Origin of the sequence: Halomarina pelagica (assembly GCF_024228315.1) — an archaeon.
Taxonomy (GTDB): domain Archaea; phylum Halobacteriota; class Halobacteria; order Halobacteriales; family Haloarculaceae; genus Halomarina; species Halomarina pelagica.
Window position 1 is genome coordinate 407887 of the sequence record NZ_CP100454.1, and the last position, 22431, is coordinate 430317.

At 69.4% G+C, this 22431-nt stretch carries 25 protein-coding genes; 11 read left to right on the forward strand and 14 right to left on the reverse strand.

What is annotated here, in order from left to right:
- Nucleotides 1–50: 50 nt before the first annotated feature.
- The 3 genes from NKI68_RS02135 to NKI68_RS02145 all read right to left on the reverse strand — a co-directional run bounded on the left by NKI68_RS02135 (nt 51) and on the right by NKI68_RS02145 (nt 5703).
- Entirely contained in the window at nt 51–2738 is a 2688-nt protein-coding gene (locus NKI68_RS02135) for a PEP/pyruvate-binding domain-containing protein (RefSeq protein WP_254545029.1), read from the reverse strand.
- 203 nt (nt 2739–2941) lie between these two features.
- A complete protein-coding gene (locus NKI68_RS02140; protein WP_254545030.1) occupies nt 2942–4294 on the reverse strand; it encodes an FAD-dependent oxidoreductase in 1353 nt (450 codons plus the stop codon).
- A 473-nt stretch (nt 4295–4767) separates the two neighbouring features.
- On the reverse strand, nt 4768–5703 hold the full coding sequence (locus tag NKI68_RS02145) for a winged helix-turn-helix domain-containing protein (protein WP_254545031.1): 936 nt from the start codon (nt 5701–5703) through the stop codon (nt 4768–4770).
- Nucleotides 5704–5904: 201 nt separating this feature from the next.
- Here NKI68_RS02145 and NKI68_RS02150 point away from each other — a divergent pair, with 201 nt between their 5' ends.
- The 5 genes from NKI68_RS02150 (at nt 5905) to hisD (ending at nt 10770) form a co-directional block, all read left to right on the forward strand.
- Entirely contained in the window at nt 5905–6729 is an 825-nt protein-coding gene (locus NKI68_RS02150) for a helix-turn-helix transcriptional regulator (RefSeq protein WP_368410966.1), read from the forward strand.
- A 106-nt stretch (nt 6730–6835) separates the two neighbouring features.
- Nucleotides 6836–8254 carry an FAD-binding oxidoreductase gene (locus NKI68_RS02155; RefSeq protein ID WP_254545033.1) on the forward strand — a complete coding sequence of 473 codons (1419 nt, stop codon included), beginning with the start codon at nt 6836–6838 and terminating at the stop codon, nt 8252–8254.
- Nucleotides 8255–8316: 62 nt separating this feature from the next.
- The gene (locus NKI68_RS02160) at nt 8317–8526 is read left to right on the forward strand and encodes a hypothetical protein (RefSeq protein WP_254545034.1); all 210 of its coding nucleotides are present in this window, start codon (nt 8317–8319) and stop codon (nt 8524–8526) included.
- Between the two features lie 60 nt (nt 8527–8586).
- Nucleotides 8587–9357: an ArsR/SmtB family transcription factor gene (locus NKI68_RS02165; RefSeq protein WP_254545035.1), complete on the forward strand. Its 771-nt coding sequence runs from the start codon at nt 8587–8589 to the stop codon at nt 9355–9357.
- Between the two features lie 45 nt (nt 9358–9402).
- Nucleotides 9403–10770: a histidinol dehydrogenase gene (gene hisD / locus NKI68_RS02170; protein ID WP_254545036.1), complete on the forward strand. Its 1368-nt coding sequence runs from the start codon at nt 9403–9405 to the stop codon at nt 10768–10770.
- On the opposite strand, the gene NKI68_RS02175 is transcribed toward hisD, so the two are convergent.
- Nucleotides 10771–11208: a GNAT family N-acetyltransferase gene (locus NKI68_RS02175; RefSeq protein ID WP_254545038.1), complete on the reverse strand. Its 438-nt coding sequence runs from the start codon at nt 11206–11208 to the stop codon at nt 10771–10773.
- Nucleotides 11209–11332: 124 nt separating this feature from the next.
- On the opposite strand from NKI68_RS02175, the gene NKI68_RS02180 reads away from it, so the two are divergent.
- A complete protein-coding gene (locus NKI68_RS02180; RefSeq protein WP_254545039.1) occupies nt 11333–11698 on the forward strand; it encodes a HesB/IscA family protein in 366 nt (121 codons plus the stop codon).
- 40 nt (nt 11699–11738) lie between these two features.
- Here the strand turns inward: NKI68_RS02180 and NKI68_RS02185 are convergent, their stop codons facing one another.
- From NKI68_RS02185 to NKI68_RS02215, 7 genes are all read right to left on the reverse strand, one after another.
- Nucleotides 11739–11936, reverse strand: a complete 198-nt coding sequence (locus NKI68_RS02185; RefSeq protein WP_254545042.1) for a dodecin — start codon at nt 11934–11936, stop codon at nt 11739–11741.
- A gap of 73 nt (nt 11937–12009) precedes the next feature.
- Nucleotides 12010–12237, reverse strand: coding sequence for a hypothetical protein (locus NKI68_RS02190; protein WP_254545043.1), 228 nt, complete (start codon nt 12235–12237; stop codon nt 12010–12012).
- Nucleotides 12238–12351: 114 nt separating this feature from the next.
- Nucleotides 12352–13014: a DUF2238 domain-containing protein gene (locus NKI68_RS02195; protein WP_254545044.1), complete on the reverse strand. Its 663-nt coding sequence runs from the start codon at nt 13012–13014 to the stop codon at nt 12352–12354.
- Entirely contained in the window at nt 13011–13598 is a 588-nt protein-coding gene (locus NKI68_RS02200; protein ID WP_254545045.1) for a hypothetical protein, read from the reverse strand. Before NKI68_RS02200 ends, NKI68_RS02195 begins: the two co-directional genes overlap by 4 nt.
- Nucleotides 13599–13658: 60 nt before the next feature.
- Nucleotides 13659–14585 carry a metal-dependent hydrolase gene (locus tag NKI68_RS02205; protein ID WP_254545046.1) on the reverse strand — a complete coding sequence of 309 codons (927 nt, stop codon included), beginning with the start codon at nt 14583–14585 and terminating at the stop codon, nt 13659–13661.
- Nucleotides 14586–14669: 84 nt separating this feature from the next.
- Nucleotides 14670–14987 carry a DUF7116 family protein gene (locus NKI68_RS02210; protein WP_254545048.1) on the reverse strand — a complete coding sequence of 106 codons (318 nt, stop codon included), beginning with the start codon at nt 14985–14987 and terminating at the stop codon, nt 14670–14672.
- Nucleotides 14988–15066: 79 nt separating this feature from the next.
- Nucleotides 15067–15306 (reverse strand): DUF5816 domain-containing protein, encoded by a 240-nt coding sequence (locus tag NKI68_RS02215; RefSeq protein ID WP_254545050.1) that lies wholly within the window; start codon nt 15304–15306, stop codon nt 15067–15069.
- Nucleotides 15307–15484: 178 nt separating this feature from the next.
- Between NKI68_RS02215 and NKI68_RS02220 the strand changes: the two genes are divergently transcribed.
- Entirely contained in the window at nt 15485–16828 is a 1344-nt protein-coding gene (locus NKI68_RS02220) for a bifunctional metallophosphatase/5'-nucleotidase (protein WP_254545051.1), read from the forward strand.
- Nucleotides 16829–16863: 35 nt separating this feature from the next.
- On the forward strand, nt 16864–17262 hold the full coding sequence (locus tag NKI68_RS02225; RefSeq protein ID WP_254545053.1) for a universal stress protein: 399 nt from the start codon (nt 16864–16866) through the stop codon (nt 17260–17262).
- 14 nt (nt 17263–17276) lie between these two features.
- Here NKI68_RS02225 and NKI68_RS02230 read toward each other — a convergent pair whose 3' ends face one another.
- Nucleotides 17277–18458, reverse strand: a complete 1182-nt coding sequence (locus NKI68_RS02230) for a mechanosensitive ion channel family protein (protein WP_254545054.1) — start codon at nt 18456–18458, stop codon at nt 17277–17279.
- A 76-nt stretch (nt 18459–18534) separates the two neighbouring features.
- Between NKI68_RS02230 and NKI68_RS02235 the strand changes: the two genes are divergently transcribed.
- Nucleotides 18535–19275, forward strand: a complete 741-nt coding sequence (locus NKI68_RS02235) for a proteasome assembly chaperone family protein (protein WP_254545055.1) — start codon at nt 18535–18537, stop codon at nt 19273–19275.
- A 541-nt stretch (nt 19276–19816) separates the two neighbouring features.
- The gene (locus NKI68_RS02240) at nt 19817–20026 is read left to right on the forward strand and encodes a DUF8106 domain-containing protein (protein ID WP_254545056.1); all 210 of its coding nucleotides are present in this window, start codon (nt 19817–19819) and stop codon (nt 20024–20026) included.
- A 91-nt stretch (nt 20027–20117) separates the two neighbouring features.
- Here NKI68_RS02240 and NKI68_RS02245 read toward each other — a convergent pair whose 3' ends face one another.
- Nucleotides 20118–20951 (reverse strand): eIF2B alpha/beta/delta subunit family protein, encoded by an 834-nt coding sequence (locus NKI68_RS02245; protein WP_254545058.1) that lies wholly within the window; start codon nt 20949–20951, stop codon nt 20118–20120.
- 73 nt (nt 20952–21024) lie between these two features.
- Nucleotides 21025–21810, reverse strand: a complete 786-nt coding sequence (locus NKI68_RS02250) for a DUF502 domain-containing protein (protein ID WP_254545059.1) — start codon at nt 21808–21810, stop codon at nt 21025–21027.
- Between the two features lie 133 nt (nt 21811–21943).
- Between NKI68_RS02250 and NKI68_RS02255 the strand changes: the two genes are divergently transcribed.
- Entirely contained in the window at nt 21944–22429 is a 486-nt protein-coding gene (locus tag NKI68_RS02255; RefSeq protein WP_254545061.1) for a GNAT family N-acetyltransferase, read from the forward strand.
- The last annotated feature ends 2 nt before the right edge of the window (nt 22430–22431 follow it).

A 22431-nucleotide genomic window follows, 5' to 3' on the forward strand; every position in this document is an offset into this window, starting at 1 on the left:
CCGCGACGGACCGTTAGCCCTTTCGACCGGTCGGTCCCTCCGGGCCCGTCTCAATCGCGGTCGAGGGGTTCGACGGTCCCGCGCGTGCCGTCGATCCGGACGCGCTCGCCGGTCCGAATCGTCGCCGTGGCCCCGGCGACCGCGGCGACGGCCGGGAGGCCGTACTCGCGCGCGACCAGCGCCCCGTGGGTCATCCGTCCGCCGGCCTCCATCACGAGCCCCGCCGCGTTCAGAAAGAGCGGCGTCCACCCGGGATCCGTCGAGGGGGCGACGAGGATCTCCCCGCGCTCGAGCGTCTCCCGGGCGGGGTCACGGATCACGCGGGCCGGCCCCTCGACGACGCCCGCGGAGACCGGCGTCCCGGTGAGCGTCCCCTCCGAACCCTCGACGTCCCCCGTCACCGTCGGAGCCTCGCCCTCGCTCGTGAGTAGCGGCGGGGCGTTCATCGAGGCGTAGCGATCGTGAGTCCGCCGACGGGCGTCGAGGTCGGCGTCGATCGGCGCGTTCCGCTCGAGCGCGTCGAGCAACTCGTCCCGGCGGAGATACCACACGTCGTCCGGCCGATCGAGGCGACCGTCGGCGGCCAGCGCCTCCCCCGCGTCGGAGACCTCCTCGTGGACGGCCGCGAAGAGGTGGGCAACTCCCTGTTTGGGGTACTCTCGAAGCTGAATCCCGCCGCGGTACGCCCGAATCGATCGCCGGACGACCCGCCTCCGTATCGGTCCGAGGACGCCGCGATCGGCGCGCGCTTCGAGGCGGGCGGCCGCCTCCTCGGCGTCGCGTTCCAACCGCCGCAGGTGCTCCCTGTGCGCTCCGCGGTCGCTCCGGGCGAGGTTCCCCCGGATCGTCCGTAGCAACGTGGCGGGGTCGTCCCTCCAGCGCGGCCGGCTGAGGTCGATCTCGCCGCTCGTCCGGTGGCCGAACTCGTCGAGGTACTCGTCCAGGGCGACCGCGAATGCCTCCCCGCCCTCCACCTCCTCGATCTCCGGGAGCGACGCCCCCCGCCGTAGCGCGTCACGGACGTCGGGGCGCTCGCGAGCGAGGTCGGCGAGGTCCCCCAGTCGCTGGTTCATCCGCGTGACGAGTTCCGCCTCGAACCCCTTGCCGATCGCGTCCACCTCGGCGCGGGCGTCGGGGACCAGACGTACGAGGCCCCGCTCGGCGACGAGGCTCGTCACCAGATGGGGTCCGATCCGGGGGAGGGCCCCGGTGAGTACCGTCGACAGGTCGGTCCCCTCGAAGGCCGCCCGGACGCGCCCGGCGGGGGTATCGGGATCGCGGACGCGCGCCGCCAGTCTCTCGCCCCACGCCTCGATCCAGGCCCGTTCCCGCTCGGGGTCCGGGGGGCCGATCGCGAGGTCCCTGACGGACCGGGCGAGTATTCGTGAGACGACGGCCCCGAGAACCGGGAGACCGCGGCGGACCGCGCCGGCCACCGCGAGCGCGTCCGTCGATCGCCCCCGGTCGGGGAACGCGTCCCGGCGTCGGGCGAGCAGGTCCCGGAGGGCGTCCGACGCCGGTTCGTTGACCGCCGCGATCCGACCCGGGAGCGCTCGGCGGAGGGGACCGACGCGTAGCGGCGGCGTCAGATCGAGGTAGATGCGGTCGCCGGCTTCGACCACCCATCGCCAGCGAGCGTCGTCGGCCCGAAGCGCGTCCGCGCCGCCCTCCATGAACCCGCGCCAGAAGTCCACGACCAGCGGCGGCAACGCCTCGGGCATCGCCTGGGCGTGACCGAAGCTCAGGTAGACGCGGAGGCGGTCGTCCGCCGGCGGCGGCGAGGGGAGCGGGAACAGCGACGTAATCGGACGGGACTGGAGGAGCACGAACTCCCCGTCTGCGAGCGCCCACTCGACGTCCTGCGGATCCCCGAGCAGGTCCTCGACCCGCCCGCCGAGGTCGACGAGCGCGCGCAGCTGCGCGTCCGATAGCACGCGCGACTCCCGCCTCCCGGAGGGGAGTTCCACCGTCTCCGTCCCCCCGCGTTCGCCCGCGCCCGACCGGAGGGCGTGGCTCTTCTCGCCGATCTCGTACGCGAGTACCTCCCCGGTTCTCCGATCGACGCGGGCGTTGTCGGGCGAGACGGTGCCGGCGACCACCGTGTCGCCGAGGCCGAAGTTGGCGTCGATCGACGCGACGCACCGATTGCCGGACGCGGGGTCGGCGGTGAAGAGCACGCCGGCGGCCTCGGGGTCGACCATCGCCTGGACGACCACCGCCATGGCGACCTCGGAGTGCGGGACGCCGTTGCGCAGACGATACGCCACGGCGCGCTCCGTGAACAGGCTCGACAGGCACTCGCGGATCCGGTCGAGGACCTCTCGACCGCCGACGCCGAGGAACGTCTCGTGCTGACCCGCGAACGACGCGGTCGGCAGGTCCTCCGCCGTCGCGCTCGATCGGACGGCGTACGTCCCCGCGTCGAGTGCGTCGAGCGCGTCCGCGACGTCCCGTCGGACCGCCGCCGGGAGGCCCCGCCGCTCGATCCTCGACCGTACCGCCGCGCTGCGCTCGGCGATCGCCTCGGCGTCCCCCGGGTCCAGTCCCTCCAGCGATTCGATCGCCGTCCTGATCGCCGGCGTGTCGGCGACGGCTCGGTACGCGGCGGTCGTCACGCAGACCCCGGGCGGGACGGCAAAGCCCGCCGCGACGAGGCGCGCGAGGGCCGCGCCCTTCCCGCCGGTCGACGCGAGGTCCGTCGCGGCCTCGTCCTCCAGAGGGAGTGCAAACTGGTTCATTTCAACTGTCGACGGGGCTGTGGCGTCGCGTCCCTAGCCGGTGGCGGTAGATTCATCCGACCTACGTCCAGGGTAGGACGGGTTTCGTCAACTACCTGGCGGTGTTCGCGGCCCGTACCAGTGCCTCGGCGGCCGGATATGTCCCAATCCCACTCCACGGAAGCGGGCACACGAACGGACCTGACGTGGGAGCGACTGAGCCCTCAGCCGGCCGGCCTGAGCACGCGCCACGCGACCGAGGGGTGCAGCAGTGAGGTAGGGGGCTGCTGCATCGAGAGGACACGATTGAAGGCGTCGGTCAGTTCGGCGTCGGTGTGGGCGTTGCGGAAGAGCCGAGATAGATACCAGTTGAAGAAGGCAGTCCCACGCGGCCTGTGGCCTTCTGTCTCTGGAAAGCTGAAGTCGGCACCGGTCGCCATCGTCCACGCGACGTCTATCACCGCTGCGACGCGATCGAAGAAACGGAGTGCGAGCTCCTCGCGGCCACCGTTCGCGAGCGCCCGGTGGAGCACCAGGGCTTCGAGCGCGGCCACCGACATGCCCTGTCCGTAGATCGGGTTGAAACTCGCGATCGCGTCGCCGATCACGACCAGGCCGTCCGGGAATCGGTCGAGGTCCTCGTATCGATACCGGCGATTGGCCGGAAAGGGGTAGCGATGAATGTCCCCGCTGACCTGCGGGTACTCAACGAGGAGTCGCTTCAGCTCGGGGGTCGGAAGGCTCGCAGCGAAGTCCACGAAGCCCTCGGTGTCCGTCGGGGGATGGTCGCCGTGTACGCCGTGCAGGTTCACCAGCCAGCGATCGCCTTCGACGGGAGCCGCCAGACCACCGCGGGTACGAGGTGTCTCCGCCAGTACGGTGAATGTCCGGCAGTCGTCGGCGGGTCGCTCGATGAGGGTCGTACTGTAGGCTACGTCGATGCAAACCTCGTTGAGCGGGGGCGGTGTGTACCCGTGTCGCTCCAGCCAGGCCGGAGTCCGGCTCGTTCGTCCGGTAGCATCGACGACCAACTCCGCAGAAATTTCCTCCCGCTCGGCGTCTCGATTCCGGATCACCACGCCCTCCACGACGGTCGCTTCGTCGGTGACGAGGTACTCCGTGAACTGACAACCGGCTCGCATCTGGACCCCATCAAGCGTGAAGACATGCCGTCGGACCAGTTGCTCGTACAACGGTCTAGTTGCTGAGTACAGCACGAATGGATCTGTTCCAGCAGTGAGGAAGCCACCCCGACTGTAGTTGTAGAGATCACTCCGACCATCGATCAACACCCCACCAGTCGCTAGCAACGCCTCGCTGTATCCGGGCAATAAGTCTTCAAGCGTAATCCGGCCGGCCTCCCACAGGATATGGGGTTGCCGTGCCTGGGGTACCCCACGACGGGCGACAGGCTCGTCGGGGAGGGAGTCCCGTTCGATGACCGTGACGGTGTCGAATCCATCCGCGAGGACGCGAGCGGCGCATAGACCGGCCATGCTCGCTCCGACCACTACCGCGTGGTCACCAACCTCTGGAATCCGAGTGCTGTCGTACCGCGAAACGGTTGCCAGGGTCATGACGGCAGCCCTCTCAACCGGTGACGTTCCAGTTTTCTCGTCGTGTACTCAGAGATTCCACCGATCCCGCCGACCGTATCTGTGCTGTCACTGCGGCAGCGGCCAGTTGCGCTACTCGCTGCGGACTCTCGGTGCAAGCACTGACAGGTGTCGTCAAGTACTTCGGTTAGCTGCAGCGCGAAGCAAGTACCAGCTCGGGACCGGACATACTCCCCCCTTCGTTCGCCGATGTCAGTCGTCTCTCCAAGTCCCCTCTCCGGTTGTATTAGACACGTCGGGTTCACGACCGATGTAGGCTGATTCTGTGTCGTCATCGCCCCTCGAAGGTAACAGATCCCGCGCAGGGGGATAGGTATAATCAGTACGACATTTCTGTAAACTCGCTTTCCGTACTCCGTTACTGTAGGTGCTCCGACAATCGATGCTGGCGGCAGGTGGAGACCGTACGCTCTCCCGGCTACGGGCGAACGGAGTCACCTATCGACTTCTACGACGGTGCCCGTCTCGTCGAGGACGACGCGGAGTTCGTCTCCCCTGTGCGGCACGGTGATTCGAAGGCGCGTCGGATCCGTCGCCAGGAGTTCCTCTCGCCACTCGAAACTCCGGCAGATCGCCTCCCACGATACCGATGCGTGTTCGATGCCGCGCTCGTAGTAGAACGAAACGACGGCGGGATGGCGGTGAACCGGTGCCCAACTGGGACTCCGCCAGGCGAACTTGCAGGACTCGCAGACGAACGTGAGTATCCCCAGAAAGTAGAACCCACACGCATCGCAGAGGTCGTACCCGACTTCGTGATCTTCACACGCCGCGAGCGACGCGTCCACGGTGCCACCGCACGCCGGACAGACGCCGTCGCTCATCGTCTCGAACCGGCGGATCGAATACGCGATGGTGGCGTCGAAGATCTCGTCGGATTCGCGGTTCCGGAGTCCCTCGGGCGGCAGGCCGAACCCGAAGATCCGCCCGTCTCTCTGCGGCCAGTATCCCTCGCACTCGGTACACCGCGCCCAGACGGTCCCGTCCTCGTAGGTGATCTCGACCGGGCTATCACAGCGCCCGCAGGTCGCATCGACGACGGCGGGGTCCAGAATCGGATTCTCGGTAGCCGTCCCCGCGATGACGGCCCGTACGATCGCGAACCCGGGGGTAGCGAGTTCGTAGCCGCCGTCGGTCCGGCGAACGAAGTGGTCGATCAACCTCCCCAGGTGGTAATTGAAGTTCCCGGTGTCGTCGATCCCGACGCGGTCGTAGAGTTCCGAAAACGGGACAGCGTTGTCCGCCGCGTACGGATCGTAGGCCTCCCACAGCGCACGCAGGATGCCCATGCGCGTCGCGTTGCCCAGGAGCGTGAACGCGCCGTCGGGAGACAACGCGGACGTCCCGTCGTCGTTCGGCTGCGTCGTCATGCGTACACGTACCACTGACACCTACGTAAACCCCGTCTCGGACGATCCGCCCTCCGCACACGGGGTATCGAAGTACACTGTTGTCGGACGGCAGCCCGAGGAACGTCGACGACGCCGGCACCGCAACTGACGATTGCCGTCGAACCGCCAAACGTTCACACCGCACCGTACACGTTATATCGTGGCATGCGTACCCACACCATGAGTTCGGCTATCGAGGACATCGAGTTCCTCGCGCGTTCGGCCCACCGGGTCGGTGTGCTCGACTCGCTCGCGGAGCGTCCGCGCGACCGGAACGATTTACGAGCGGCGACGGGGGCTTCTTCGCCGACCATGGGAAGGATCCTCGACGATTTCGAGACACGGCGGTGGATCGTCCGGGAGGGGCGGGCATACCGACTGACGCCCCTCGGTCGGTTCGTCGTGGAGCGGTTCGCGGACCTCCGGGAAGCGATGGAGATCGAGCGAAAGCTACGCGATGTCTGGCGGTGGCTCCCGCGAGAGATGGAGGGTTTCTCGGTCGACCTGTTCGCCGACGCGGTGGTGTCGTATCCCGGTCCCGGCTATCCCTACCAGCCCGTCGAACGCGTCACGCAGTTGATCGAGGGGACCAGCGCGATGCGCGGGTTCGGCACGACGGTGTTCAAGTCGATCAACAACGAGACCGTCTGCCGGGCCGTCGTGGACGGCATGGACTACGAGTACATCTACGCCCCGGAGACCCTCGAAGCGACCGTCGCGTGGGATCCAGAGGCAGTCGCGAGGGCGGCCGCGTGCGAGAACTGCACCATCCTCGTGCACGACGACCTCCCCGACGAGCATCGGTGCGGTCTCGGCATCTTCGACGACCGTGTCGGCATCTGCTGTCACGACGCAGAGACGGGGATGCTCGAGGCCGTGATCGACACCGACTCGCCGGAGGCTCGCGAGTGGGCCGTCTCGGTCTTCGAACGGCACCGGGTCGACGCGCGGTCGGTCGACGGCGGTGAGAAGGCAGCGCTCTTTCCGTCGGAACTCATCACGTGAACGGTCACGACGGGCTCGTGTCGACCAGAGTCCTTTCACGTCGTGAAATATTTCACTAGAAATCTACAATTCAGTCCCGGGTGTCAAAGAGCGTGGGTACGAAGCCATGACGACATCCCGAGTCCAACAACCACTTCCCGAAGAGGCGGTGACCGAACTCCGAGAGGAGATCCGCGGTGACGCGATCCTTCCCGGGGAGGAACGTTACGACGAAGCCCGCGCGGTCTGGAACGCGATGATCGATCGATCGCCGGCCATCGTCGTCCGAGCACTGGGCGCGGCCGACGTGATGACCGCCGTCGACTTCGCCCGGACTCACGGACTCGAAATCGCGATCAAGGGCGGCGGTCACAACGTCGCGGGGAACGCGGTCTGCGATCACGGCCTCGTGCTCGACCTCTCGCGCATGAAGTCGGTACACGTCGATCCCCACCGACGAACTGCCCGGGTCGAACCGGGGGCCGTACTCCACGATCTCGACCGGGAGGCGCAGGCCCACGGCCTCGTGACGCCTGCGGGGTTCGTCTCCACGACCGGCGTGGCCGGTTTGACCCTCGGGGGAGGTATCGGATACCTCTCGCGGACGTTCGGCCTGACCGTCGACAACCTCCGATCGGCCGACCTCGTGACGGCCGACGGGGCGTTCGTCCGGGCGGGCGAGGACGAACACCCTGATCTGTTCTGGGCGCTGCGGGGCGGTGGCGGTAACTTCGGCGTCGTGACGTCGTTCGAGTTCGAACTGCACGATCTCGATCCGACGGTGTTGGCCGGGCCCGTGGTGTGGTCGTTCGAGGACGCGCCGGCCGTCCTGCGCGAGGTGTCCGCCGCCGTCCGCGACGTACCCGACGAAGTATCGTGTCTCCCGGTGATTCGGCATGCACCGCCGGCACCGTTCCTCCCGGAGGAGGTACACGGCGAGATGGTACTGGTGATCGCGATGATCTACGCGGGCGATCCCGCCGATGGGGAGAGCGCGCTGGCGGCCCTGCGCGACGTCGGCGAACCGATCGCCGACGCGGTCAAACCGATGCCGTACGTCGACTTCCAGTCGATGTTCGACGCGGCTTCCGGGCCGGGTGCGCGCAACTACTGGAAGTCCCATTACCTCGCCGAACTCGACGGCGAGGGGATCGCCGTCCTCTGTGAACACGCGGCGCGGATGACCTCGTCCGAGTCAGCGATCGGGATGCTCTCGCTCGGTGGCGCGGTGGCGCGGGAACCCGACGAGTCGACCGCCTACCCGCACCGCGACGCGGCGTGGGTGCTGAATATCCAGTCGCGGTGGCGCGAGACTGAGAATGAGGAACGACACGTGGACTGGACCCGGGCGCTGTTCGACGCCATGGTCCCATTCTCGACCGGGGGCGTCTACGTCAACTTCATCAGCGGGGACGAGGGCGACGAACGCGTGCGAGCCGCCTACGGCGACCGAACCTACGATCGGCTGGCGGAGGTCAAGGCCCAGTGGGATCCCGAGAACGTCTTCCACCTGAACCAGAACGTCACGCCCGGAGCAGGAGGGTAGGTCGCCGTCCGCGACGGCCCGAGCGACAGATTCGATATTCGAGAGCGCCACCCGACGTTCGGATGCGACACCAGACGTACGGGAAACTCGCCGCCCTCGCCTTCGCGCTGATACTGGTCAGCTTCGTCGTCCTCGGGTTCTCGCGGGGGTTCGTCGGCTACCGCACGGCGCGGCTGCTCGCGGCCCCGACGACTCTCCTCGCGGCCGCGCTGGTCTGCTTCCTGTTCGTCCGGGGGATCCTCTCGTACCTGGGAATCGCCAGACTGGAGTGAATCAAATCCCGGTTTGAGGTACCAGAAGAGCCTTACCGTCGTCATCGAGAGAGTGAGTCGATGAGCCTGCTGCCGCTCCGCGGCACCCCGACGAGCGAGCCGGGCGAGCCGCGGGTGGTCGGTCTCGACGGGGAGCGCGCGGACGAGATCTTCGACACCCTCTCGGCCGGGACGACGCGCGAGGTGCTCGCGCGGCTGTACGACCAGCCGGCCACGCCCGCCGAACTCCGGGACGCCATCGGCACCTCGCTCCAGAACGTCCACTACCACCTCGGGAAGCTGGAGGACGCGAACCTCATCGAGGCCGCCGGGGTGGGCTACTCCGAGAAGGGGACCGAGATGACCGTCTACGCCCCGACGAGCGAGGCGGTCGTGCTGTTCGCCGGACGGAGCGACGACCGCTCGCGCCTCCGATCGCTCCTCTCGCGGCTGTTCGGCGTCGCGCTCGCGCTCGTGGTCGCCACGCTCCTCCTGCGACGGTACCTCTACGGATCGCTCCTCCCGCAGTTCGGCGGAGGCAGTCCGGCGGGCGGCGGTGGCGACGCCGGGAGTGCGGGGGGCGCGGGCGGCGACTCGGGGTCCGGCGCGAGCAACGTCACCGCCGGGTCCTCCGGCGCGTCGGGCGCGAACGACACCGCCGCGCCGACGTCGACGCCGGGCGACGTCTCCGCGCTCTCCGGGGACTCGACCGCCACGCCGACCGAGGCGGCGGCGGAGGCCACGCGCGCGTCGGCCGAGGCCGCGGCGAGCCTCGATCCCGTCCTGGCGTTCTTCCTCGGCGGCCTGTTCGTCCTCCTCGCCGTCGGCGTCGTCTGGTACGTCACGCGCTGACCCGGGTCAGCAACCGTTTTCCGCGCCCCCTTCGAATCCGCGGGCATGGACGTCAAACGCGTCGCGGACCTCGGCCCGGCAGACCGGCGCGCGCTCTTCGAGCGCGACGCCGGCGTCGAGGCCGTCCGCGGCACCGCCCGCGACATCGTCGATCGGGTGCGCGAGGAGGGCGACGTCGCCCTCCGGGAGTACGCCAGCGAGTTCGACGGCGTGGCGGTCGGCAACCTCGACGTGACCGACGACGCCGCCCGTGCCGCGGAGGCGATCGACGACGACCTGCGCGAACACATCGAGCGGGCCGCCGCGAACGTCCGCGAGTTCCACGAGCGGCAGGTGCCCGAGGACTGGCGGCGGGAGTTCTCCCCCGGGCGGGAACTCGGTCGTCGCTTCCGGCCGATCGAGCGCGTCGGGGTGTACGTCCCCGGCGGGGCCGCCGCCTACCCGTCGAGCGCGCTGATGGGCGTCGTTCCGGCGACGGTGGCGGGCGTCGAACACGTCGCGGTGGCGACGCCCCCCGCGGAGACGATCAACCCCGTCACGCTCGCGGCGATCCACCTCGCGGGCGCGGACGCGGTCTACCAGGTCGGCGGCGCGCAGGCGATCGCCGCGCTCGCGTACGGGACGGAGACGGTGACGGCCGTCCAGAAGGTGGTCGGCCCGGGCAACAAGTGGGTGACGGCGGCGAAGGCCGAAGTGCGAGACGAAGTCGAGATCGACTTCCTCGCCGGCCCGAGCGAGGTGCTCGTCCTCGCCGACGGAACTGCGACGCCGGAGTTCGTCGCCGCGGATCTGCTCGCGCAGGCCGAGCACGACCCCGAGAGCGCCGTCGTCGCGGTCACGGACGACGACGCGACGGGCGAGGCGATCGCCGAGGCGGTCGAGGCCGGAATCGACGAACGCGAGCGGGGCGACGTGATTCGCGAGTCGCTCGCCAACGACGCCAGCGGCGTCTTCCTCGCCCGGTCGATGTCCGAGGCGGTGCTGTTCGCGGAGGAGTACGCCGCCGAGCACCTGTCGATCCAGGCGGAGGACGACGAGGCGCTCCTGGAGCGGATCACGAACGCCGGGAGCGTCTTCCTCGGCCCCTATACCCCGGTCGCGGCGGGCGACTACGCCAGCGGGACGAACCACGTCCTCCCGACGGACGGCGGCGCGCGCGTCTTCGGCGGCCTCTCGGTCGAGACGTTCCTCCGATCGACCACGGTCCAGCGCCTCTCGCGCGAGGGGCTGGCGGATCTCCGGGGAACGGTGACCACCCTCGCCCGGACCGAGGGACTCGAGGCCCACGCGGCCAGTATCGAGGCGCGGTTCGCCGATGACAGTGACGAAGCGCGGTTCACGGACGACGGTACCGAGGACGAGCACGACGAACACGACGAGTGCGGGGAGGACGAGAACGCGGACGCCGAGTGATCACCGGTCGCCCGTCCCCTCCGACAGCCGTCGCTCGTAGACCGTCCCCCAGGGTTCGTAGCCGCTGCGCTCGTAGAACCGCCGCGCGCCGTCGTTGCCCTTCCGCGCGGCGAGCGCCGCGAGGTCGCACCCCCGTTCGCGCGCCCAGTCCTCGACGAAGGCCAGCAGGCGCGCGCCGCGTCCCTCCCCCCGGCGGGACTCCTCCACGACGAGGTCGTGCAGCCAGACGTGACGCTCGTGGTGCAGGACGGGACGGACGGAGACGCCGGCGACGGCGACGGGCGCGTCGCCCTCGTAGAGGCAGAACGCGCGGTAGGCGTCGTCGTCGAAGAACGCCCGCACCTCCCCGTCGTCGAGGTCGCCGAATAACTGTTTCAGGAGCGCGACGGCGTCCCGCTCCTCCCGTTCCGTCGTCGCCTCGCGGATCGCGTCGGTCATCGGGGGGACCTCGCTCTGCGCTGGGATGCCGCTTGCGCTACCTCGTGAGGGCGTGTCACGGGCGGTCGACCGGAGCGGTCGATCCGGCGTCAAGATTAACACCCTCGGGGGATCATGTTCGGGTATGAGTAGCACGACTGCGAACGCCGACGCCGACGCGGCGGTCGAGGTGACCGAGGAGGCCGCAGAGCAGGCCCTCTCGCTGCTCGACGGCGAGGGACTGGACACGTCCGAGGCGGGACTGCGCCTGTTCGTCCAGCAGGGGGGCTGTGCGGGCCTCTCCTACGGGATGCGGTTCGATCACGAACCGGAGCCGGACGACACCGTCACCGAGCACGACGGCCTGCGCATATTCGTCGATCCCGCGAGCATGCGCTACATCGAGGGGAGCGTCCTCGACTTCGAGGGGGGGCTGCAAGGGGCGGGCTTCCACGTCGAGAACCCCAACGTCGTGAGCGAGTGCGGGTGCGGCGAGTCGTTCCGCACCTGAGGGGTCGAAAAGCGGTCGCGAGCGGACGCCGTCGGTCGCGCTACTCGATCTTGAACGCGACTTCGACCTCCGCCTGGTACTCGCGATTCTCCGCGGTCGCGATCTCGACGCCCTGGTGGGTCACCTCGACCCACTGGACGTGTTCGAGCGTCTGCTCGGCGCGGTCGATGGCGTCGTCCACCGCGGCTTCGAAGCTCTCGTCGCTGGTCCCGATGAGGGTGATCTTCTTGAACACCATCGCCCGTTGCACTACGCTCCGGTGTGCAATAAGTGTACACGCGGCGGCGGTCCGCGGCGTCGCCGGGGCCCGCCTATCCGCCGCGGGCGCAGGCGCAGGCGCGCCGTCCGGGGCATCCCCCGATCCGGCGGAGGGCGAGGAGGACGAAGACGAGGCCCTCCAGTCGGGTCGCGGTCGCGACCCAGGGTTTCCACTCGCAGTCGTCCGGGGATTCGACCGTCAGCCGCTTCGAGACCTCGAGCACTCGCTCCGGAAACAGGAGTTCGAGCAGTCCCAACGTGCCGAGCAGGAGGGTCAGCATACACGTCCTAGGACGGCCGCGGAGATGTCCCTTGCGTCGAGCGGTCAGCGGCAGGCGTCGGACGCGCCGACCGTCGGGAACGTCCCGTCGGTCGCTCACCGAAGGCGCGTCGGCTCACTCCGCCCGGCGCAGCGCCAGCCTGGTGCTCAGCGCGTGGGCCACGTCCGTGAGGTGGGCGGTGCCCCAGACGGCGACGATGACCGCGCCGATGATGTCGAACACGAGGTCGAGCATCGTGTCGCCCACGCCGTACTGCGTGAGCACGGTCCCGCCGCCGAGCAGGCGGGAGAGTTCGCTGATGAGGAACTCGACGACCTCCCAGAGGACGCCGAAGGCGATCACGAACAGCAGGATGTAGACGAACATGAACGGTCCCGGGAAGCGGTTGCTGTCGGAGTGGAGTTCGAGCGCCCGCGCGCTCGCGTAGCCGACGGCGGCCACCACGGTCGCCGAGAGGGTGTGCGTGAGGTGGTCCCACCACCACACGGATCGGTAGGGCGTCGACGCCGCCCCCGGGAGGCCCACGGTCCCGAACGCGTGGAGGAAGACCGCCGTCGTGATCCAGAGCGTCAGGCCGGGGTCCATCGGGATGCTGAAGTCGCGTTCGAGGAGCGACGGCAGGCGCGTCACGCCGAGCGCGACGGCGGTGTTGACGATGACGCCCGTGTTGCCGCGTTCGAGGCCGATGAAGAACATCCCGACGAGGCCGAGTTCCATCGCCCACACGAGCTGTCGCTGTCGGCGGTCGCTCAGACCGAGGTACTCGCGGACCCTCACGGCTCCACCTCCAGGCGTTCGACGACGTTCGCGTACCGCCGGAAGTAGAACTCGAAGAGGACGCCGGCGACCACGCCCGCGGCCGTCGAGGCGACGAACTCCAGCATGAGGGCGCGCTGGTCGAGCTGAAAGCCCGTCCCGAGGTAGACGTCGGCGACCCAGCGGACGACCGCCCAGATGCCCGCGGCGGCCATCGTCGTCACGACGACGAAGAAGATGGCGAACCCGTAGCTCATCTCGACGGGCGTGAACACGTGCAGTTCGACGGCGACGATGAGCGCGATAGCGGCGACCGCGAGGTACGTGGCGACGTCGCTCACGCCGGGGGGCCCGAACGGACGGGCGAGCAGGGGGAGCGCCGCGAGCAGCACGACCTCCCACGGCAGCATCGAGCGCGCAGAGCGAAGCAACACCGCGGGGACGATCGACACGACCGCGACGACGGCGGCGAAGCCGGCCCACAGCGGGTCGTCGGTGAGGACGTTCCGGATCGCGACGAGGGCGACGACGCCGACAAGCGTCCACGACAGCCCGGCGTTCAGCCGGGCGTTCCGCAGGACGCGTCCGATGTCCCTCGTTTCCATGGGCCCAATAACGGGCGGCGCGAATAAAATAGTCCCCGATGCGGCGAGCGCGCTCGCCGCTCACCCGGCGACGAGGTAGCCCGCGGTGTACGCGAGCGCGCCGATCGTGACCGTCGCGAGCGCCGTCACCGCCGCGGCGACGACCGTCTCGGGGCGGTCGCGGCGGACGACGTGCGGCGCGCTCCCGACCGCGCCGACGCCGAGGATGCCGAAGACGAACGGGTAGGAGAGGTCGAGCGTCGGCGCGGGGAGCGCGAGGACGGCCCCCGCGTAGGCGAGGCCGAACGCCGCCCACGGGTGGACGACGTCGCGCACGCGGCGGTCGCGCAGTCGCAGGAAGACGACCGCGCCCGCCCACAGCGCGAGGAGTTCGAACAGCATGGCTCCGAGGAGGTGGAGCGTCGGATCGGGCGCGAGCGTCACGCGGTGGACGACGAGCGCGGCGTCGAGCGGGTAGAGCAGTCGCGGCGGTTCGCCGGTGAACAGGTCGCCGAAGGGGTGGCTCAGCAGGCCGATCAGGGCCGCGCCGAGGACCGCCGGCGGCGAGAGGTCGGCGCGCCGGGCCGCGCCGACGAGCGCGAGCCCCCCGAGGACGAACGTCGCCATGACGAATGCGCCGAGCGCGCCGCTCTCGAGCGCGGCGACGAGGACGAGGCCGGCGAGGAGCGCACCCCCGACGAGGCGCGCCCGCACCGTCTCACCCCGCCACGCGGCGAGTCCGGCGGCCGCGACCGCCCCGACGACGAGCGAGTGAGTCACCGCCCGGTGGACGACGGTGCTCGCGGCCCAGAAGTCCTCGGCGAGACCGAGCGCGGAATTCGCTCCGGAAGCGAGACCGACGAGCGCGTAGACCATGTCCACGTCGGGGAGGAGGCCGAACGCGCCCGCGAGGAGACCGACGGCGAACGCTCGCTCGCGCGACCAGCCGATCCGTCGAGCGGCGAGGGCGGCGAGGGCGAAGGCGACGAGACCGTGCCCCACGAACATACCCATCCGTATCTGTTCGACGCGTAAAAGGCGTTCGTGCCACCCGGTCGCGCACCGGCGGTCCCCCGTTTCCGAGTCCGCGTCTCAGGTGGGGAGCGCCTGGCTCGCCTGCGGGTGGAGGACGTCGTAGTCGCCGTCGTCGCCGACGCTCATGACGGCCCAGTCGTAGTCCGGGGCGCGAGAGAGGAGCTTCTCGCGGAGGCGATCCGCGCGCTCCCGGCTGGCGACGAAGCAGCGAAGGTCCACGTCCTCCGCGACTTCGTCCGGGTCGCTGGCCGTGACGTAGACGATTCGCCACCGCCGTTCGGCCCGTAGCTCGGACCCGAGATCGGTCACCGTGTAGCCGAGGTCGGTGAAGATCGTGCGCGCTTCGTCGAGTAGCGGCTTGTTAACAACCCCCATTCACGTACCGATTGTGTGCGACGGGGCTTAGTCTTTACCACGGTCCCCGTCGACGGCCGCGGGGGAGGAGGTTACCCGGTCACTCGTGGGCGGCGTCCCACTCCTCGGCCTTGTGGAGGTTGCTGCACACGTTGCACTGGATGCGCCCCATCGAGTCGACGGCGGTGTCGAACGTCTCGCAGTTCGAGCAGAAGAAGCCCCAGCGCCGCTCGCCGTCGTCGGTGCGGTAGACCACGTAGAACGGCCCCTTCGACCCGCGCTCGGGTTCGCCCCGGTCCACGAAGAGCCTCGTCCCGTCGGGATGCGTTCGCGCTTCCATGACGACTACTCGTCGTTCCGCCCGTAAATATACTGGCCGGATGCACGTCGCTGCGAACGCCCGCCGGCGTCGGCCGTGAGGCCTCGTGCAACCCACGGCGGACGGTGGCGTCCACCGATGCGGCATGCCCACCGATCGGACGATGGGTCTTTGTTGCGCCGCCCCTCCGTAGCGGGTAATGTCTCCCCGACTCCTCCACTACTCGGACATCGAGGGGGTCTACGACGTTCCCGAACGCCTCGCGCGCCTCGCCGGTGCCGTCCGCGAGCGCCGCGGCGACGATTCGCTCGTCGTCGGCACCGGCGACGACACCGCGCCGGGCGTCCTCCCGCTCGTCAGGAAGGGCAGGCAGGCCGTCGAGTTCTTCGAGGCCGTCCGCCCCGACGCGGAGACCTTCGGCAACCACGACTTCGACTACGGACTCGACGCGATCCGCGGCATCGTCCGCGACACGCCCCAGACGTGGGTGAGCGCCAACGTCCGCGACGACGGGACGGTCTTCGGCGAGGCGGCGGGCGTGGTCCCCTCCGCGACGTTCGCGGTCGACGGCGCGACCGTGGGCGTCGTCGGCGTGACCGACCCGACGACGAAGGAGATGAGCCCCCGAGCGAACGGTCTCGACTTCGCCGATCCGACGGCGGCCGTCGGTCGAGAACTCGACTCGCTTCGCGACGACGGCGCGGACTACCTCGTCGTCCTCTCGCACCTCGGCGGCGCGGACGACGACCTCGCGCGCCGGTTCGACGTCGACGCGATCCTCGGCGGGCACGTCCACGTGCCCCGCGTAGAGCGCGTCGCGGGGACCCTCTGCACCCGGCCGGGGCCGAACGGCGAGCGCCTCGTGGAGGTCGACCTCGACGCCGGAACCGCGACGAGCCACCCCGTCGACGACGCGACGCCCGACGCCGACCTCCGCGAGCGGTTCGAGCGCCACCGCGCCGAGACGGGCCTCTCCGAGGTCGTCGCCCGCGTCGACGAGCCGATCCGGCGAACGCGCGACCTCCGGCGGGGCGGGGAGTGCCGGATCGGGAACTTCGTCGCCGACGCCTACCGCTGGGCGACCGACGCCGACTGCGCGCTCCACAACAGCGGCGGCATCCGCGACGGCCCGTCGCTCGACGGGGCGGTGACGGTGGCGGATCTCGTGAGCGTCGTCCCGTTCGACGAGCCGGTCGCGACGGCGGCGGTGACGGGCGAGGACCTGCGCGCGCTGTTCGGCGAGGCCTACCGCGCCCCCCACGGCGACCCGAACTGGAACGCCCACGTCAGCGGCGCGGAGGTGGTCTACGACACCGACGCCTGCGAGGTGGTCGAGCTGACCGTCGGCGGCCTCCCGGTGGACGACGGGGCGACCTACCGGCTGGCGACGAACGCCTACCTCCTCCAGGCAGGTCACGAGTTCCCGACGCTCCGCCCCGCCCACCGCGTCGAGACCCACGGCGTCCAGTACGAGGTGCTCGCAGACTACGCCCGCGCGGTCGGCGTCGCCCCCGAGTGCGAGGGACGCGTCGTGCTCCGATGAAAAGGTTGAGAGCACCCCACCGATAATCGGGGGCAATGACGCTGGTCGTGGTTCCCGTCCGGTACCCTCTCTCTGCGCACTCCCGAGCGACGCTCCGCGAGGGCGTCCGCATCGCCCGCGAGCGGGACGCGGACCTCACCGTCCTGCACGTCAACCTCTACCAGAACGGTCGGGAGGTCGGCCGGAGCGACCTCAAGCGGGCCGTCGAGGCCGAGGTCGGTCCCCTGTCGCGCGCTCGCTACCTCGTCCGCTCGGGCTTCCTCGTGGAGGAGACGATCCTCGACGAGGTCGCCGCCGAGGGGGCGGACGTGGTCGTCATCGGTCGCAAGCAGGCGAGTCGCTGGCAGCGGATGATCCGACAGCTCATGGACGACCCGGACGTCGAGCGGTACCTCAGGCGGAGCCTCGACTGCGAACTCGTGACCGTCGGCTGACCTCCGCCGGTCGGCTACCCGCGGTCGTTCCGGCCGGCGTCGGGGTCGGTCGCCCCGGTCGAGTCGCCGGTGAGTCGCGTTCGGCCGTCGCTCGCCCGCTCCTTCGCGCGGTCCGTCTCCTCCCCGTCGCCCACCTCCTCCACGTCGCCCGCTCCCGCTCCGTGGTCCACCCCCGTCCCGCCGTCCGCCTCCGTCCCGTCGAGCGCCACGTCCAGGTGCCCGCTCGTGTCGTCGAAGACGACGTGCGAGTGGGGATAGGGGATCGCCACGTCGGCGTCCGCCAGCCGCTCCCAGACGCGGGTCTGCACCTTCGAGCGGACGGTGAGCAGCTTGTACGGCTCCTTCACCCAGTAGCGGAGCGTCAGGAGCACGCCGTGGTCGGCGAACTGGTTGATGTAGCACGTCGGCGCGGCGGGGTAGCGCGCGCTCCCGATCCGGATGTCGGGGCCGCCGTCGATCACCACGTCCACGCCGCGGGCGGCGTCCTCGATGAGCTGTCGGGCCTCGTCCAGGTCGCCTTCGTACGTGACCGTGACGTCGAGGCTCAGGCGCGTCCGGGGGTCCTCGGCGGAGTAGTTGACCACGTCGCGGTCGCGGATGGTCCCGTTCGGGATCGTGAGGAAGGTATTGTTTAGCGTGAATATCTTCGTGTACCGGAGGTTGACGTCCTCGACGAACCCGCGCACCCCGGTGCCGCCCACGTCGGGGATCTCGATCATGTCGCCCACCTCGTAGGGCTGGTCGGCCAGCACGAACAGCCCGCTGATGTAGCTGCCGACGATGGGGGCGAGAATGACACCGACCACTGCCGTGAACACCGTGACCGAGAGGACGATGTCGCCGAGCCGAGTGCCGTAGATGGTCAGGACGATCGAGAACGCGAAGAGCATCACGATCAGCCGGATCAGCCGGAGGACCGTCCGCGAGACGCTGGGCCGGCGGAATCGCCGCGCGATGCGCCGTCCGAGGAGGCGGTTGATGAGCTTCGAGGCGTACCACGCGAGGGCGAGGATAAATATCGCGGCGATGAACTTTCCGATCGGCTCCGCCAGGTCGGTCGGGATCCAGTCCGGGAAGAGTTCGACGATCTCGCGGGCGAACTTGCTCCCGGTGGTGTTGTTCGTCCCGTTGCTCGGCCCGCCGAGAATTGTACTCTCGTTCCCGCCCGACCCGTTCGTCCCGTTCTGTGCCACCATTACCCGTCACTTTCGCGACACGGGAAAAAGAATTGCGACCCGCGATTCTAAGTCGCGAGGCGTCGCACACCGACGCATGTCCATCCGCTCGACTGAGCGCACCCGCTTCGACGTCACGCACGACAGCGCCCCGACCGAGACGCTGCTCTGTGGCTTCTCTGAGTTCGGGCTGGCGGGACTCACCGCGGCCGACTACCTCGTGAAGCAACTCGACCTCGAACAGACCGGGCACGTGGCCGCCGAGGGGCTCCCGGCCATCACGCCCTTCAGCGAGGGAGCGCCGCGCAACCACACCCGGCTGTTCTCGCGCGACGGCCTCGACCTGACCGTCCTCGTGGGCGAACTGTTCATCCCCGTCGGGATGGCCAAGCCGTTCGCGGACGCCGTGCTCGACTGGGCCGAGGAGGAGATCGCCGAGGTAGCCGTCCTCTCGGGCGTCCCCGTCGCCCACGGGCCGGACGAGCACCGCGCGTTCTACATCGCCACCGAGGACTACCGCGAGCACCGCCTCGACGACGGCGAGGTGCCGCCGATGGGCGGGGGGTTCCTCGACGGCGTCAACGGCGCGCTGATGCAGCGGGGGCTCGACTCCGATCTCCGCGTGGCCGTCTTCGCGACCCCCGCCCACGCCCAGACGCCGGACGTGGAGGCGGCGCTCCGACTCCTCGACGCCCTCGAACGGGTCTACGACCTCGACGTCGACACCGAACCGCTGGAGTCGTTCGCCGAGGAGGTGAGACAGCACTACGCCGAACTCGCCGCGCGGATGCAGGCCGTCGAGGCGGGTCGCCAGCCGGAGGACCGGATGTACATGTAAACCCACCTTTTGCCGCGGGAGCGGCCTCCGGCCGCTCCCTGACAAAATCTGGACCAAAACCCTCGTCGCTCCCGCCGCCGGACTCGCGGTGCTCGTCCGGCGTGCCCCCGCTCGCCTCCGGCTCGCGGGCACGCCGGCGCGCTCGCTTCGCTCGCGCCCCGTTGGTCGCTCCTCGGTCCGCTCGCTCACTACGCTCGCTCGCGGGTGCTACGCTGGCAGTGATCGCGGTGATAGCGATTATCGCGGTGATGGTGATGGCGGTGATTGCGGTGGTAGTGGTGGTGGGGACAGTGGTAGTGGTGGTGGGGGCAGTGGTGGTGGGGACAGTGGTGGTATTTGCAGTCGGGCGACCTCGGCGCCCCACGTCGATGACGGCTCGCCCCTCTTCAGTCGTTCGCGGAGTGTGTCCCGACGAACGGTATCTCCTGCTGTCAGATCGACCCGTGATACCGCGATTCACGGCCCGAAACGGTCGTAAACGACCGTTACGGATGGGTTCGGTTCACCAAGCATTTACCCGTCCGGATCCTACGGTATCCCGATGAGTCACGTGGATCTGCGTCGTCGTTCCCCGGGCCGCCGCAGCCGGCCCAAGACGACGCTGTTCTGTCCGACCTGCGGTCACGAGAGCACCGCGACGGCGGACGGCGACTGGGTGCTCGTCGAGCGCACGCGCGACGGCGAGCGACAGCTCGCCTACGAGTGCCCCGTCTGCGGGACCGCCCTGAGCGTCCACCGCGTCCTCCAGTAGGGCCCGCGGCCGTATCGAAGCGGGTCGCACCACGCCGTCTCCCGCTCCTGCTCCTCCGCCACTCCCGTCATCGTCCACCGCGAGCGGTCGATCAGTCGGTGACGACGCCGTCGACGAGTCGGACGGGCGTCTCGTCGTACGCGGGGTTCTCGATCGCGAACCCCTCGGCGGGTTCGCGCATCACCTCGCTCGGCGAGCGGTACTCGTTCTCGAAGGCGAAACCGCTCTCGATGATCTTGGCGCGCGACCCGACGACGGTGACGGGCACGTCGAGTTCGTTCGCCGTCGCGGCGATGGGGAACGTCCCCACGCGGTTGTAGAGCGTCTCCCCGACGATGCAGTCCATCCCGACGACGACCCGGTCGCACTCGGGGAGGACGCACCCGGAGGCGCTGTCGACGAGCAGGTGGGCGTCGACGCGGTCCATCGCGGCGAGCACGCGCGTGGTCTTCCGACCGAGGTACCGCGGGCGCGCCTCCGTCACGTAGACGGTGAGGTGCGCGCCGCCCTGGACCGCGATCTCGATCGCTTCGAGGACCGTCGAAGAGTAGTCGTGCGTGAGGATCGTCGTCCCGTCGTCGAGCAGCGTCGCGCCCTCCTCGGCGGCGCGGTGTTTCGCCGTCTCGACCTGCTCGACGGCGCGCTCGACCGCCCGGACGGTGAGTTCCTTCGCCCGCTCGAGCGTCTCGGGGTCGGCCTCGGTGACGCTCTCGACGATGTCGCGCTGCGTGGTGTACAGCGAGGCGTGGGACGGGTTCGCCCGCCGGAGCGCGCTGCTGTTGCGTTCGAGATCGCGGAGGTACTCCTCGACGGTCGCGACGTCACGCTCCGTGAGCGTCGCGAGCGCGCGGGCGGCCTTCACCGCCACCACCGACGAACTGTGCGTCTGCATCTCCCGGATCTCCTCGACCGTCTCGTCGATCATAGGTAGGAAGTCGCCGCATTCGAGCAAAGAACTTCTGGGTGCCACGATCGACGAAGGAGCGACGCCTCCGCGGTCATCCGCGCTTCGGGGACTCCTCGGCGGCGTCTTCCTCGGCGACCGGCTTGCCGGCGGGATCGCCCATCCCGAGCGCCCTGAGGCGTTCGGGGGGGATCGCCCGAGAGCCCCCCTCCCCGTTCACCGTGACGCCGCTGGTGACGATGGACTGGACTGCCTCCTCGATGGTCATGTCGACGTCGATGACCCGATCGCGCGAGGTGTGCAGGACGTAACCGCCCATCACGGGGTTCGGGGCCATCGGCATGAACAGCGTCACCATGTCCTCGTGGCCCGTACTCTCCTCGACGTGGGTCGGGGTCTCCGCGGTGACGAACGCCACCGTGTACGATCCCGGCGTGGGGAACTCGACGAGCTTCACGTCGCGAAAGCTCTCGACGTCGCCCTCGACGACGACCTCGCTCATCTGTCGGAAGCCGGTGTAGAGCGAGCCGATCCCGGGAATACGTTCGATGGTCCGGTCGACGACACCGGTGAGGCGACCGCCGGTCGGGCGCGTCTCCGCGACGATGCCGATCACGAGGACGACCGCGAGGAACGCGACGACCGTCGCGGCCTTGAGCACCGTCGGATCGACCGTCTTCGTGTCGGCCTCGACGTAGAAGAGCGTCATCACCACCGGATCGAGCAGTCCCGAGAGGAAGTCGAGCGCGAAGGCTAGCACGAGCAGAGTCGCGAACAGCGGGATCGTGAGCGCCGCTCCCGTGATGAACCACTGCCGCACCCGCTCGCGAAGCGTCCGATTCGTTCTCCGCCGACCGACGTTCCGGTCCCCCAGCGTCATTGGTCCGGCCAACACGGTCGGCCGTCAAGAACAGTGGGGTTTACAGGTAGTCGAGGCGGCCGCCGCGGGCTTGCCACCGGGCCGATCCACCCCCCGGTGGAATTATATCCGAGAGCACGCATATGGTGTGGTAGTGAGCGTCAACGTCGAGTCCCGTATCGTCTCGCCGGGGAGTGACGACTACGTCGAGGACGCCTGGAAGCTGAAAGAGCGTATCCGCCGGGAGGAGGGGGTCCTCAAGCAACGTCGGGGCTTCTTCGTCGACGCGTACCGACGCTCGACCGTCTACTGCTACATCACGGCGGGCGTCACCGAGGAACTGATCGCGTTCGCCTCGACGCGCCGCGACGGTTACATCCTCTTTCTCGCCGTCTCCCCCGACTTCCGCGGCGACGGCTTCGGCGAGCGCCTCGTCGCGACCGTCGCGGAGCACCACCCCTCGGTCACCTGCCACGCCCGGACGACGAACCACAACGCCCTCGACTTCTACGAACACCTCGGCTTCGAGGTGCAGCGCCGCGTCACCGGCTACTACGAGGACGGCGGCGACGCCTACTACCTCCGCCTCGGCGATCACGCGGGACTGAAGGAGAAGCTCTCGCGGTTCATGGGGTTCTGAAA

Bases quoted from the DNA above. Each gene is read 5' to 3' on its own strand.
- NKI68_RS02135 (WP_254545029.1), bottom strand. From the start codon at position 2,738: ATGAACCAGTTTGCACTCCCTCTGGAGGACGAGGCCGCGACGGACCTC.
- NKI68_RS02140 (WP_254545030.1), bottom strand. From the start codon at position 4,294: ATGACCCTGGCAACCGTTTCGCGGTACGACAGCACTCGGATTCCAGAG.
- NKI68_RS02145 (WP_254545031.1), bottom strand. From the start codon at position 5,703: ATGACGACGCAGCCGAACGACGACGGGACGTCCGCGTTGTCTCCCGAC.
- NKI68_RS02150 (WP_368410966.1), top strand. From the start codon at position 5,905: ATGAGTTCGGCTATCGAGGACATCGAGTTCCTCGCGCGTTCGGCCCAC.
- NKI68_RS02155 (WP_254545033.1), top strand. From the start codon at position 6,836: ATGACGACATCCCGAGTCCAACAACCACTTCCCGAAGAGGCGGTGACC.
- NKI68_RS02160 (WP_254545034.1), top strand. From the start codon at position 8,317: ATGCGACACCAGACGTACGGGAAACTCGCCGCCCTCGCCTTCGCGCTG.
- NKI68_RS02165 (WP_254545035.1), top strand. From the start codon at position 8,587: ATGAGCCTGCTGCCGCTCCGCGGCACCCCGACGAGCGAGCCGGGCGAG.
- hisD (WP_254545036.1), top strand. From the start codon at position 9,403: ATGGACGTCAAACGCGTCGCGGACCTCGGCCCGGCAGACCGGCGCGCG.
- NKI68_RS02175 (WP_254545038.1), bottom strand. From the start codon at position 11,208: ATGACCGACGCGATCCGCGAGGCGACGACGGAACGGGAGGAGCGGGAC.
- NKI68_RS02180 (WP_254545039.1), top strand. From the start codon at position 11,333: ATGAGTAGCACGACTGCGAACGCCGACGCCGACGCGGCGGTCGAGGTG.
- NKI68_RS02185 (WP_254545042.1), bottom strand. From the start codon at position 11,936: ATGGTGTTCAAGAAGATCACCCTCATCGGGACCAGCGACGAGAGCTTC.
- NKI68_RS02190 (WP_254545043.1), bottom strand. From the start codon at position 12,237: ATGCTGACCCTCCTGCTCGGCACGTTGGGACTGCTCGAACTCCTGTTT.
- NKI68_RS02200 (WP_254545045.1), bottom strand. From the start codon at position 13,598: ATGGAAACGAGGGACATCGGACGCGTCCTGCGGAACGCCCGGCTGAAC.
- NKI68_RS02205 (WP_254545046.1), bottom strand. From the start codon at position 14,585: ATGTTCGTGGGGCACGGTCTCGTCGCCTTCGCCCTCGCCGCCCTCGCC.
- NKI68_RS02210 (WP_254545048.1), bottom strand. From the start codon at position 14,987: ATGGGGGTTGTTAACAAGCCGCTACTCGACGAAGCGCGCACGATCTTC.
- NKI68_RS02215 (WP_254545050.1), bottom strand. From the start codon at position 15,306: ATGGAAGCGCGAACGCATCCCGACGGGACGAGGCTCTTCGTGGACCGG.
- NKI68_RS02220 (WP_254545051.1), top strand. From the start codon at position 15,485: ATGTCTCCCCGACTCCTCCACTACTCGGACATCGAGGGGGTCTACGAC.
- NKI68_RS02225 (WP_254545053.1), top strand. From the start codon at position 16,864: ATGACGCTGGTCGTGGTTCCCGTCCGGTACCCTCTCTCTGCGCACTCC.
- NKI68_RS02230 (WP_254545054.1), bottom strand. From the start codon at position 18,458: ATGGTGGCACAGAACGGGACGAACGGGTCGGGCGGGAACGAGAGTACA.
- NKI68_RS02235 (WP_254545055.1), top strand. From the start codon at position 18,535: ATGTCCATCCGCTCGACTGAGCGCACCCGCTTCGACGTCACGCACGAC.
- NKI68_RS02240 (WP_254545056.1), top strand. From the start codon at position 19,817: ATGAGTCACGTGGATCTGCGTCGTCGTTCCCCGGGCCGCCGCAGCCGG.
- NKI68_RS02245 (WP_254545058.1), bottom strand. From the start codon at position 20,951: ATGATCGACGAGACGGTCGAGGAGATCCGGGAGATGCAGACGCACAGT.
- NKI68_RS02250 (WP_254545059.1), bottom strand. From the start codon at position 21,810: ATGACGCTGGGGGACCGGAACGTCGGTCGGCGGAGAACGAATCGGACG.